A 13,365-nucleotide genomic window follows, 5' to 3' on the forward strand; every position below is an offset into this window, starting at 1 on the left:
TGATTACAAGGTTTTATTTGTGATTTAGAGGGGAATTTTCGGCTCAACACCAAAATCAGTGCTTGACAGGTGATGGGAAGGACAGAAAGCCGTTATATCCAAATAGAGGGATTTTCCCCCTCTATTTCTGTGCCCGGCACCCCGTTTGGGTAATTAGAAGGGATTTCGCCCGCTAATTTTGAGGATTTACCTCGTTGGGGCGGCATGGCTAAGATTAGAGGGATATTTTCCCTTTCATCTCAAAATAAAGTCGTTTCGGTCGGTATTAGCGGGCATTTTCCCCTCTAATTCGCCGAAGGACTGGTCCGCAACCCCGAATCGGCTACTGTAAGGCGTAATTCCCCAAACCCGGTGAGCATCAGGCGAAGTTAGATCGAAATCGTCCCCGGTACAGTGAAGCAAACCGAAAGTCTATCACTGATTTTGAGAAAGAGCCGAATTTTCCCTCTAAACTTTATTTGCCACGTTATCAGACTCATAGTAGCAAACTGGAACTAAAACAAACTTCTAATTATCCGTTACTGGAGAACGATCTATCTAGGAGAAAGCCCAAATAGTTGCCTTTTTGTTATCCAAACTTTAATTATTGTTATTTATCCCCGAGGGAGGACTAAGTATGATTAATCCATAATGAAAACCCTTACAAGGAGGAATAAAAATGATGAAACGTATGAAAAAATTAGGGGTCAGCAGCTTGGCTATGGTTATAATGAGCTGCGTTTTCCTGACTTCATCGGTTTTCGGAGCTTGGGAATTTTGGGAGCCGCTTACTTATTTCAATTCAACCAACTGGACCAAAGCTGACGGCTATTCTAACGGTGGCATGTTCAATTGCACCTGGAGAGCTAACAATGTAACCTTTACCGCTGACGGCAAACTACGACTCGCACTAACCAGCCCATCTTATGATAAATTTGACGGTGGGGAATTACGTTCTGTGAACAAATATGGGTACGGCAAATATGAAGTGAGTATGAAGCCGGCTAAGAATACGGGGATTGTCTCCTCTTTCTTCACCTATACCGGCCCGTCTGACGGAACGCCTTGGGATGAAATCGACATTGAGTTCCTAGGCAAGGACACTACACAGGTTCAATTCAATTATTTCACGAATGGTGTCGGCGGGCATGAGAAGATTATTAATCTCGGATTTGATGCCTCGCAAGGCTATCACACGTACGCTTTTGACTGGCAGGCTGGTTCTATCAAGTGGTATGTAGACGGTGTGCTTAAGCATACGGCAACCAGCAATATCCCTACACATGCCGGTAAAATTATGATGAATATCTGGAACGGCACCGGTGTTGATTCCTGGCTCGGCGCTTACAATGGAGCTAATCCGCTGTATGCCTACTACGATTGGATGAAATACACCAGCAATTAAAGGATTGCCCGTAACACTACAAGAAACCGTATGCAGTGAACAGGCAGTTTCCTGTTCGCACTGACATACGGTTTCTTGTATTACGGGAGTTCCGTCTATCTATTATTGCTGGGGATTTTGGGAGAGATGCCAGTTGTTCACTTCCTGAGTAATCTGTTCGCCGCCGTATTGCGACCATTTTTGTACAAAAGAATCAAAGCTCTCTACCGGTATATCTGAGAAGATCATTTTTTGGAAGGTTTTCTGCTCCAGTTTCCGCAACAGCTCCCAGTTGGTTCTCATCGTCTTTGTAGGCGGCCCGGTGAACTGCTCCTTTTGAGAGGACTCTTTCTGAGAAAAAAGTACTGGAATAATGTTATTAGGAATGGCTTTGATCACTTTGGAAGGAATACGTGCTCCATCAAAGGTTAACGTGTAGGACGCTACCCGAATGCCTCCTTGCGGGAGATATTCAGGCTCAATGGTTGGGATGCCATTGATCTCAGTCCAGTCATACCCTTTGGCAAGCCCATTCGTAAACTCACCGGTTGACGTAGCATAATAATCAAATAGATAATTCTGGTAGATGAAGAAAATCTCTGGATGCTTCATCTTCTTATTAATAAGTATTGCGCCGTTGACCGGTTGCGTCCCTCGTCTCTGAACGACCCCTGTTGGTCCTGCCGGAATGGGAACCGCTTGAACAACAGCCTCTGGAGCGCTGTTCTTTACGTTCGACAATGGCCACCCATCCATCCAATATGGACCAGCGATAATACCGGCCTTGCCATCCGTGAATAAGGACGCCGCATGCTCTTCATCAAACCATTCACTGTCAGGAGAGATATATCCTTTGGATACCCAATTCTTTAACAAGCCAAGTGCCTGTTTGGTCCCCGGAGACGTGGATCCGTATTGCAGTTGACCATCCGCCTGCACATTCCATTGCTCGGGAACCGCTCTGAAAGCGCCAAAGATCCAACTGCTGTCTCCCATCCAAGTACTGGGGCCGTATCTGAATCCCAGCGACAGACCGTACGTATCTTTTACACCGTTGCCGTCCGGATCTTCATAAGTAAAGGCATCCATGACGGCTTCAAGCTCAATAAAAGTCTGCGGAACGGGAAGGTTAAGGCGCTTGAGCCAATCCTCACGAATCCACAGAATTGGATCAGCCGAATATTCGTAGTCCAGTATTGGAATGGCATACTTTTTATCGTCGCGGATGTAAGAATCCCATACGGAGGGCACTTCGTCCATGGCGCTTTTCCAAACCGGTGAAGCATATTGGTCGAATAACTCCCCAACTTCTATGAATTGGCCCGAATCTATTAATTCATGGATTAATTCATGATCCCGGGTAGTCACTATATCTGGCATATTACCCTTTACCAGTTCCAAACGCAGTTTATTGGCGTAAGCTTCATTAGAATCGGGAATGGTCCATAAATAGCGGATCCGGATGCCAAGACGTTCTTCCGCCCAGCGTGTATGTACATTATTCTCCAAGTTTTCTCCTTCTTTAAAATTAATATCAGGATTGACGGAACCAACCGTATATAAATCTACTGGCGGTACGAACTTCCCCAGTTCTTGATCGTAATGAACAGCATCATCTTTGCCGTCCAAGGTTGAGTTTACCTCGGCACTGCCATTGCTTCCGTTAGAGCATCCAGCGGTGATGGAGATTATAAATGTAATCAATAATAGCAACCGCATATTCTGCCTCCCGATTGAGTGCTATCTAGTTTCCATTATATTTATATTTTTCAGTAGTATATCATAAAAAAATCGTATAAGTATGATATACTCTCTAAATTGTATACGCTTTAATAAAGGATGATTCCCTTGCCTATCCGCGTTAATTTATTCATAAAAATGGTTGCCATACTGTTTTCCATTATATCGATCACTTTATTTTTTTACGGAATTTCCTACCGGAAAGACATACGAGTCATTACGAATCAGATCAAAACTAGCGATTTAAATCATTTGGACTTTTTGACAGAGCAAATGGATAACAATATCAATCAGCTGGCAGGAAGCATATATACGCTGCAACACGACCCGACAGTACGCGACTATGAGCAAATCCAGAAGCTCGATCACTTGATAGACCCTAGTCAAACGATATTGACCGTACTGGAGAAATTGTCACTCCAAACCGGCTCCAGCACTTGGGAGAACCGAATCTTGATCTACAATCTTCAGAAAAAAGAGACGCTTTCTTCGGATTCAGCACTTGCTTTCGACACCTCCGTTCTGCAGCGCGTTTTGCCTGAAGGCTGGGTGTATGTTTCTCCCGGGACTGCAAACGGTCAGAATGGTGAATTCCGTTTACTTCTCTCTGATCCCTCCGACTACCGGGAAATGCCCGAGCTGGCAAACATGATTCTAGAGGTACGGTTTCCGACGGCTAATATCGAGAAAATGTTCAATAGCTATCAGTCGCAAAATACGGGTAACACCTTTCTCTATCATGAGAGACTAGGGTTCATTCAGCCCTCAAATTCAGATGAACTGGTTGCCCGGAGTATTGCGGAATCCATTTCAAACGCCTCGGACTTCACAGAATTATCCACAGTGGTAAAGCTGAAAAATGACAGTTATCTGGTCAGCGCTGTGCGGTCTTCTACACTCGGATGGTACGTGATTCATTATTCATCGATTGAACAGATCCTTCAACCGATTCAAAGCAACCGTTACTCTTTCCTGATCGCTTCAGCTGTACTGCTAATCATGAGCCTGCTGTTCTCACTGCTCTTGTTCCGCCAGGTGCAACGGCCGGTCAGTCTGTTGCTCCGAGCGTTAAACCGGATGAAGGAAGGCCAGTGGTCGACACGCATTCATATGAAGACCAATAATGAATTCTCACGGTTGAATGAGGAGTTCAATGAGATGGCTGCCACGATTCAATCGCTGATTGAACGTGTCTATCTGGAACAGCTTAGTACAAAGGATGCTTATCTCAAACAGCTGCAGTCCCAGATCAATCCACACTTTTTATACAACTGCCTCTTTTTCATGAAGAGCAAGGCCAGCATTGGTGATACGGAATCCGTAGAGGCCATGGCGCTTAATCTTGGTGAATATTACCGCTATATCACCAAGATGGATCATTCCCTGACAACAATCGAAGAAGAAATGAAGCTGCTTGAGAACTACTTGGCCATTCAGAATCTTCGAAAGCAGCGGATTCAATATGAGATTCACATGCCCGCTGAAATAATGGACGAACCTATCCCCCGGCTGCTTATTCAACCGCTTGTTGAGAACAGCATTATCCATGGAGTCGAAAAGAAAAATGGACTCGGCCTTATTCGCATCATCGGTGTGCGCAACCCATCGGCATTGATCATTTCCGTTGAAGACAACGGAATCCGAATGGACGAAGGCAGGATCGCAGAGATGTATACCCAACTAACCGCCTCTCTGCGAGAAGATCGCGGGTGTGGACTGTGGAATGTACAGCAGCGCCTGAAGCTTCAGTTTGGGGAGCTGTCCAATATTCACTTATCGGCATCTGAACTTGGCGGACTCAAAATAAGTCTTTATATACAACAGAAAGAGGCAGAGCATGCAGCAAATTTTACTCGTTGACGATGAGCCCTATGTGGTGGATGATTTATCGATTTCTATTCCATGGTCGGATCTGCAGTTTGAACAAGTTCACTTAGCTTACTCTGGTATGGAAGCTCTGGAAATTCTCCAGCAGCATCCGATTGACATCGTAATCACCGATATCAATATGCCCGAGATGTCAGGGCTTCAATTAATTGAAACCATCCGCAGACGCTGGAAGCATGTCAAGATCGTGCTGCTTACAGGATATGCTGAATTTGAATATGCCAAGCTGGCTATTGAACAGCAAGCCAGCGCTTACCTGCTTAAGCCGATCAGTAACACACAGCTTGTAGAGGTCATCGAGCAGCTCCAATTGGAGATTAACCGGGAATGGGAAAACTGGTCCTCGTATCACCGTACTCTGCAAACTTTTCGAGAGCACCTCCCCCTGCTTCGAGACCGGCTGCTGAATGACTTACTGCAAGGGCGACGAATTTCCCCCTCCCAGCTCGCTGAACAAATGGATAAATTCAGCCTTCCGTTCACTTTGGAGGCTCCGGGCGCTATTCTTGTCGCGCGGCTGGAAGATTTCTTTCAGCAACATGATCTGAACAGCATGATGTTATTTGAATATGCCATTGTAAATATAGCGAACGAACTGTTCCAGGAGCAATTCTCCATCTGGTCCTGCAAGGATGTACATGATTATCTGGTGTTTATACTTCAGCCCAAAGTGCCGCTCTCCGCCGGTGAATCCCATGATGTTCATAAGCAGTTAGTCCAAACCGCCTATCAGTTGCAAAAAAATGTAGGCACAATAATTGGAGGCGGTATCTCTGTCGTAACGACGGGCTGGGGAATATTCCCGGACAGTGTTCACGGGCTGTACCAATCCGCAGTCTCCATGATTCGTCAGCACATTGGAAATGAAACCGGACTGTTCTTGGACGGCAGTGAATCGACGGTTTTCCCGGAAATACAAACTCTGCAGTCGTTGTACGAACCGCCCACATTATTTCATTTGTTTGATACGAACCATTGGAAGGGCATAGAAGAGAAGATATTGACCATCATCACCGAGTTAAAAAAACGCAATGAGCATTCTCCCGAGCATATTCAGGAAGCGAAACATTATCTGGAAAGTGCCTTCTATTATTTTGCTCATAAAAACAACAAGCTGCTGGGTGATATTATCGGTAATCCGCTGCTGGAGGGCAAGCTGCTCCATACGCCGGACATGCTGCAGGAGTGGGCTTTGGAAGTACTGCATCGGTTAGAGGAACACTTCGACACCGAACGCAAGGATATCCGCTCCGTTCTAATTCGGAATATCCATGATTATATCGACCGCAATCTGAATTACGTCTCGCTGCAAGCTATAGCTGACCATGTTATGCTGCATCCAGTCTATCTGTCAAAAATCTACAAGTTGGAGACCGGGAAACGCATAAGTGATCATATCAGCGGTGTCAAAATGGAGAAAGCTTCTTACCTTTTGATGCATACCCCACTTAAGATATATGAGATTTCTTCGGCATTGGGCTACTCTAACGCGCAATATTTCATCAAGCTATTCAAGGAATACAGTCATATGACACCACAGGAATTCAGGGACCGATCCAATTAATGGACGGTCCCTGTTTTTATTAGTGATATAGGTTGTATCTCTTAATCAACTAAAAGCAACTCTAATCTCATGTCGTTTGCGATCAGCCATTTTCGGAATCAAGCGGCTCTCCAGTCCCTGACCGTCCAGACTCACTTGAACCTGGTTATCCAAGGATCGATGGAAACCTTCCGGCTTGCTAATGCTCACATGGTACGCAGCTTCATTCAGATTTAATACGAAATTCAGTGAACGCTCGTCTTCTCGCAGAATAGGATCGATTATGATTCCCTCCGGCGTGTGCTCTACCCCAAGCGCTTCTAACAAAGACAGCGTAAGCCAGGTAGAGGTTCCACTCAGCATCGGACCGATGTTCTCCCCCGTTTCACTGTTGTTATACTGCGTGCAGAACCGGGGGTTTCCGCAGAGGCTGAACGGATCTTCCAGAGTCCGGTACGGAACCGTAATGTCCAGGAGCCAATAGCCGAGACGCCCGAGCTTTGCTGCGAGTTTCGGATCATTCACGGACCTCGCTGCCCTGAACATGGCTGTCGTCGCCATCATGCAAGCATGCTTGAACACCCCGCCGTTCTCCCGATCACCGGGGAAGTATTCATCGGAAGCTGTATGGGACGATACCTTGCCCAGTGCAGCAGGCGTGACCAGCTTAAGGCCAAAGGGGGTTTTCAGCCGCTGTTCGATCACATCCAGCATGGTTTCGATCTGTTGCTCACTTGCGCAACCGGCCAGAATGCTCCAACTGAACGAATTCAAGAAATATGAGCCATCTATTTCTGGATCGGCGGACAATCCGTCTCCACCCGCCCCCAAATAAGTAAACGTTCCATTCTCATACCGATTAAACAGCACTCGCGCAAAAAAATCACCTTTCCAAGCATGTTCCTGGAGACGCATAAACAGCTGGCTGCTGCGCTCGTCCAATTGCTTCGCGTAATCGCGATCTCCCTTGCGTTCCGCCAAATCTATCATTTGATCCATGGCCATTTTGAGCAGGAACGCGTTCATAACACTTTCGGAATAATTATTTTCCAGCGGGTCACCATACGTCCCGGAATCCTTGATTTGCTCACGGTACCGTTCTTCCTTGACGATGCCATTAATACAGGTCTCATCGAGCTTGAGACAGTCATTCCAATCCGCATAATCCAGCAGAGGAAGTCCGTGTTTGCCTACTGAAATTAAGCCGGAATAGACAAGAATGGACTGCAGAGTCTGATAAACCGGGCGTCTTTCAGACGGCACTGTACCCGCAACCACACATTCTTCGTCCAGAAAACCGATATCCCCAGTTAAGTTAATATAACGGGAGACGGCTTGAACCAACCATAAAGCATCATCCGACCACTTACCTGGTTCTTTACCGGTCCAGAAGAAATTGTGGTAGGCGAAGCCGAATTCAAATACCATGCTGGTCCATTCCTTAAGGAGTTGCTTGACCAGTTCTCCTTGACCCATTCCTGTAAAATAATACATGGAGGCATACAAATCCTGAATTTCCCGAAAGCCGATTTCCCGGTATCCTTTCTGCGTTTGGCAAAATGAACGGGAAACAAACGACTGGTACAGAACCTGAAAGGGCAAGTTCCGATTTACATACGTATTAAACGCTTCATTTTGAGTATTCACTTGCAGGTAGTTGCTGTACTTACGCACAAACTCCTGATTTTGTGTCAATGCCCTATCTACCTCTGACGGGTCCGAAAATTGTGCCGTTAGCCGCTCTACTTCCTCCGCCAGTGAATGATCCCCCCAGTGAGGGTTCGCTTTGTCTGAAACAAGGCCTGTGAATTGGTCGGCCATCACCGTCTCACCCGCATTGATTTCCATCTGAGCAGCTACGGCAAAAAAGCCAGGTCCCTTACGATAAAGTGAGTTGCTTAGTTTTAACGCACCTTGGGGCCGCTGCAGAGTGCCATTTCCCACAAATTCGTTGTAATTAAGGCAAAACTCCCGTGGAAACTGCGGTTGGCCTCCATTATGGACCATGAGGGTGTGAAATCTGCGGTCGATTCTCCCTGCTTCAGGGTAATAATCGGGGCTGACCGCCGCCAAAGCTCCGGTCCCATCCTTCAGAATCCCTCCCTGCATAATAATATTGCTATATAATACATCCTCGAACAACGCGCCAGGAGCTGCTGAACCGAACATTCCTGTGTATACCAGACGAAGATTTCTTACCGCTGTTCCGCTATGGCGTATGGAGATGCGCTGAACCTCAGTCGCCAGTGGCAGGCCATCCATTTGCGGAAGAATGAAAATCGTACGTTGGATTGTAAGACCGCAGGCGGTAACGTATGTAATCGTCGTGTAATTCTGTGAATGGCAGCACACAGCGGAAAGGATATTGGGGTCCCCAGGTTCAGCAGAATAAAAGATCTGTCGGCTATCTTCATACAGATAAAACTGCCGGTTCGCGGGAAAGCCGTTCTCCTCCTGTCGCATATCCCAACGCGTGGCGAGTACCTGCGTTGCGGCATGTGAACGGAAGCTGCCTCCACCCAAGCGGTCGACTACGCTCTTGGGTGTTGTCTGCAGAGGATGGGCATAACCGATCCTGTTACCGAGCAGTAGATTAACATGAAAATGCGGTCCAGGCGACGGAGCCAACAAATCAACTTCGTGTCCCCCCTCGCCATTCAACGAACCTGCCCAGCCTTTCACGGTCAGCAGAATCTGCTGAATTTCCCGGGTGGCTGCTTCTGGAATCTCAGCCTTCTGCACCCTTGAAGGGCAGACAAACAGTTCGATTTTCTGATCGCTACATCTAATCAAAGCAGAGGTTTCCTCTGTGGTCAGACCAAGCAGAAATGAAGCAATGGCTGAGTGCTTCATTATCTCCAAAACTGCCGGTGCTTTGTGTGGTAAACCGGAAACCCCGATAACCGATTGCTGCTCCGCATCAGTATAAATGGCATCCACTATGTCCTCTGGTGAAATCTGAATGGGGAATAGTTCCCGAAGTCGAGCCCCGGGACTCCCTGAATGTTGTCTTGCTATATGATGTACTAACATGAATTTCTCCTCTTCTCCCTTACAGATATAGGCAAGCCGGTACCCGAATATCAGGGACTGCCCTGCTTGCCTCCATCTGATTGAATCTTGTATTTTTTCTAGATTAGCAATTAGAGCCTTTGGATCTTAATTTTGTGGTGAAGGACCATTATTGACCAAGCTAATATCGTCAATATTTACACTTAAATTTCCAACAGCTGCATCCATGACTTTCCCCACTTCAAAGGATATCCGCCCGATCGTTGTACTGTCGGGTGCAACATCAAAAACAATCGTATAGGTCTGATATTCAGTCCCAAGTTCAATGATTTTGCCACCATACGCGTGCCATAAATAATTATTTGCCGCATCAAGCCAGCCTAGACTGATATTCATTGGTCTTGCCGTCGTGGCTTTAGCCTTGAACGTGAGTGTATAGCGGTTGCCATTGATGTAATTGGCACCTTCATAAAACACCTGTCTATCCCAAGGATTGTTACCTACGGTGCCAACATTGATTTGCAGGGATTCATCTACATTCTCTATCGCGAGCTGACCGCTGTCCGTAGAGTAGCTGCTCCATCCTTGAAATGCAGTTGCAAAATCACCATTATCCAGCAGGTTGGCTCCGGTTGGCTGCTCCCCTTTAACCGGAGTCAAACGTACATTATCCAGTTCAACAGAACCGCTTGCTCCGCCCAGTAGAAATAAGAGCGCAGCATTTTCGCTTGCTGAATCGCTCACTATAATATCCTTGCTGTAGGCAGATGTTGTATTGGTCAGTTGAATCACCTGCCCGTCGATGTAGGTCACGTCTTGGGGATTCCCTGTATCCAATTCAATCTCCAACGGACGGTTCTGATTAGATTTTGCCTCAAATGTCAGGTGATATGTTGTTCCTGGCTTTAGTTCCAGATCGCCTTGCGACAGGACTACAGCATCTGATGACTCTGTGCTGCCTGTAATATTTACATTCAGTTTGCGTTCCATGAAGGGAAATGACAAAACATTGCTAACCTGGGCTGTTGAAGCAGCATCGGCTTCGGCTGCGAAGGCCCAGAACGCCATGCGGTCCGCCCCTTGATCAAAACCTCCATTATATATCAGATTACCATCTGCTAAAGGTACGCGTACCTGCGGCAGCGGTTCTGTCTCTACCACTCTCACATTGGCAAAATAAGCGTCGATATCACTCAAACCAAGGTTGAATTCGAACCGGACATTGTTATCCGTCGCTTTATTCATAGTGAAACTGTATTCGTAAGACTGCCATTCATTGCTAAGCTGGTAGTTTTTCTCCCCTGAATAAGCGGTCCAACTCCCGCCGAATTGCGTCAGCTTCGTCATAAATGACCGTTCCCCATCCGCCTTGGCGTCAAAGGTAACCTTATAGGATTTTCCCTTCTCCAACAGCAGAGGCATCTGCGTCAGCTGGAGGGAGTAATTCTGCGTGCCTGCCTGATCAACGACAACCTTCGCGACCATGTCCTTGTAAGTATCTTCAACCACACTTACAGTACCAACTCCACCGCCATTCAAAAGGAACTGCCAATCCTCCGGAACCCCGTTCATGGTATTTCCCGTGTAATCACCGTTATAGATTTGATTACCGTCTGCAAGTGGAGTCCGCTGCGGAACAGCATTCGAGGGATTCACGGGACGTGTGCCTGTCACATCCGGCAGCAATTCCAAATCTTTATACTCGTACACCCGGACATAATCCACATACATTTGATCACTTTGGAAATCATCCTTTGGATTTCCAGGCCAATCTCCGCCAACGGCGAGATTCAGAATCATATAGAACGGACGGTCAAACGGCGCCGGATACGTGTAATATTCACCTTGCCCTTCCGCTTTAGTGCCCCAATCATTTGTCTCAAAATACTTGTTGCCATCTACATAATAACGGATGACTCCAGGCAGCCATTCCATCGTAAACTCGTGATAATCATCTGCAAAGGTCACGCCTTCAGGGAGCACATATTCCGCAGTTTGTGAGTCATGCGGAACATCATAATGCAGCGAACCATGAACCGTTCTTGGATATTTGCCGGCATGATCCGGATCACTTCCCACCGGCCCGGTTAATTCCATAATGTCCATCTCGCCAGATCCTGGCCAAGGTCCATACTGCTGCATCTCATCAGTCGGCATCATCCAGATCGCCGGCCACATCCCCTGCTGCACGGGCAGCTTGGCACGGACTGTGAACTTCCCATAAGTCCAATCCCCCTTCATTTTGGAGGTCAGCTTCGCGGAAGTGTAGTTTCTGTTCTGATAATCCTCGCTCTTGGCTTCGAGAGCCAGAACACTGTTGCCGCTCTCTTGGCGAATACTCGCGTTATCAGGTTTGTAATATTCCAATTCGTTATTGTAGACCGTCCCGGTATCTTGAACGTTCCACTTGCTGGCATCTATAGAGCTGCCATTGAATTCGTCATTCCAGATCAGCTCCCATGGATCTGCGGGCGAAGAAGACGGAGCTGGCGTACTTACTGGCGTACTTCCAGAATTGCTTGCCGGTGTACTGGTGGGCTGGGCCGTTCCTTGAAGAAGTTCAAGCCGCACTCCCCGATCAAGTGGTTTGCCATTCAAAAGAATGCCATCCGTGAGTACCTCCAGCAGAGCAATAGTGCCGTTATTCCTGATGCTTGACCCTGCTGCTTTCAAATCAATGGTTACAGCGTCCACTCTCGAACCGTTGGACAACTCCAAATTTGCTTTCTGCGTGATATAAATATGTTGAGCCGAAGAATTGCCGGTCAACGCCACACGGACAGACCCACTTTTCTTCCCGATGGATAGATCAGATAATTTAGAGTCGCTGAACACAACCGAGTTTACACCGCCACCCAGAATATACGTTTTACCAGAGACTGTTACATGATCGAATGTTGCTTCTCCATCTCCGACCCCTTCCGTCACATATAGATCACCTTGAATTTCTGTATTTTTCAAGATAACACCAGGACGGTTAATGATTACATTGCCTTCAATCTTCCCGAGCGTGGACTCACCATCCAGCATGCTCATCCAACCAATCATTTGGTTCAGAAGAAAGGCCGCCTCGGCGCGGGTCATCGTCTGCTTTGGGTTCAATTTCCCGGCTTGGTCACCATGCAAGTAACCCTTTGCCAGCATAGACTGCACTGCCGGTCTGGCATACGTGGATATGGTATTGCCATCCGTGAACTCTTTCTGCTTGGCAGCAGATAATTCCTCCAACTGAAAGGCTCTGACAAGGAGCACCATGCTGTCCTGACGCAAAATAGATGACCCAGGATCAAAACGCCCATCACTATAACCGCTGATGAGACCCGCCTGTTGAGCCTTCAGGACAGAGTCTGCATACCAGTCTGAAGTCTTGACATCGGAGAAAGTGGTATCTCCTTTGTCCGCATAATGAAATACTCGGTTCAGCATCGAGACAAATTCGGCCCGAGTGACGACATCATCCGGATGAAAGAGGCCGTCCGCGTAACCGGATACGATCCCTGCCTCTTGAAGCCCCGTTACCGCTTCCCCGGCCCAATGGCCTTGCATATCTTCGAAAGACACCTTACTTGAAGGAATTCCCCCGTTTAAAGAACCGGCGGCCCCTACGGATGCGGCTGAGGAAACAAGCGATACAATAATACTGAAGATCAGAAGCATGGAAATTTTCCTGTGATGCAAACAAACTCCTCCTCTTATAATCAACCTCGGTCATTATTTAACCGTTCTGTATTTTAGTATAAATTTGTCACGGTACGGGTTATATACCAATTCATTAGCTTAAATAACAAAAATACAACCTTGAATGGTTCTCCTCTTTTAA

6 protein-coding genes are annotated in these 13,365 nt (G+C 47.0%); 3 read left to right on the forward strand and 3 right to left on the reverse strand.

The window, feature by feature from the left end:
* The first annotated feature begins 700 nt into the window (after positions 1-700).
* A complete protein-coding gene (gene bglS, locus J2T20_RS01645; RefSeq protein WP_307585103.1) occupies positions 701-1,384 on the forward strand; it encodes a beta-glucanase in 684 nt (227 codons plus the stop codon).
* Between the two features lie 102 nt (positions 1,385-1,486).
* Here the strand turns inward: bglS and J2T20_RS01650 are convergent, their stop codons facing one another.
* On the reverse strand, positions 1,487-3,082 hold the full coding sequence (locus J2T20_RS01650) for an extracellular solute-binding protein (protein WP_307584926.1): 1,596 nt from the start codon (positions 3,080-3,082) through the stop codon (positions 1,487-1,489).
* Positions 3,083-3,211: 129 nt separating this feature from the next.
* Here J2T20_RS01650 and J2T20_RS01655 point away from each other — a divergent pair, with 129 nt between their 5' ends.
* Entirely contained in the window at positions 3,212-4,963 is a 1,752-nt protein-coding gene (locus tag J2T20_RS01655) for a sensor histidine kinase (protein WP_307584928.1), read from the forward strand.
* Complete coding sequence (locus J2T20_RS01660; protein WP_307584930.1) at positions 4,941-6,554, forward strand: response regulator; 1,614 nt, start codon at positions 4,941-4,943, stop codon at positions 6,552-6,554. Before J2T20_RS01655 ends, J2T20_RS01660 begins: the two co-directional genes overlap by 23 nt.
* 45 nt (positions 6,555-6,599) lie before the next feature.
* On the opposite strand, the gene J2T20_RS01665 is transcribed toward J2T20_RS01660, so the two are convergent.
* Together J2T20_RS01665 and J2T20_RS01670 are read right to left on the reverse strand one after the other, a co-directional pair.
* Complete coding sequence (locus J2T20_RS01665) at positions 6,600-9,566, reverse strand: GH36-type glycosyl hydrolase domain-containing protein (protein ID WP_307584931.1); 2,967 nt, start codon at positions 9,564-9,566, stop codon at positions 6,600-6,602.
* A gap of 126 nt (positions 9,567-9,692) precedes the next feature.
* Positions 9,693-13,223, reverse strand: coding sequence for an S-layer homology domain-containing protein (locus J2T20_RS01670; protein WP_307584933.1), 3,531 nt, complete (start codon positions 13,221-13,223; stop codon positions 9,693-9,695).
* Between the last annotated feature and the right edge of the window lie 142 nt (positions 13,224-13,365).

Origin of the sequence: Paenibacillus wynnii (assembly GCF_030812855.1) — a bacterium.
Taxonomy (GTDB): domain Bacteria; phylum Bacillota; class Bacilli; order Paenibacillales; family Paenibacillaceae; genus Paenibacillus_AQ; species Paenibacillus_AQ wynnii_A.

Excerpts from the sequence above, each read along its gene's own strand:
- bglS (WP_307585103.1), top strand. The coding sequence starts at position 701 with ATGGTTATAATGAGCTGCGTTTTCCTGACTTCATCGGTTTTCGGAGCT.
- J2T20_RS01650 (WP_307584926.1), bottom strand. The coding sequence starts at position 3,082 with ATGCGGTTGCTATTATTGATTACATTTATAATCTCCATCACCGCTGGA.
- J2T20_RS01660 (WP_307584930.1), top strand. The coding sequence starts at position 4,941 with ATGCAGCAAATTTTACTCGTTGACGATGAGCCCTATGTGGTGGATGAT.
- J2T20_RS01665 (WP_307584931.1), bottom strand. The coding sequence starts at position 9,566 with ATGTTAGTACATCATATAGCAAGACAACATTCAGGGAGTCCCGGGGCT.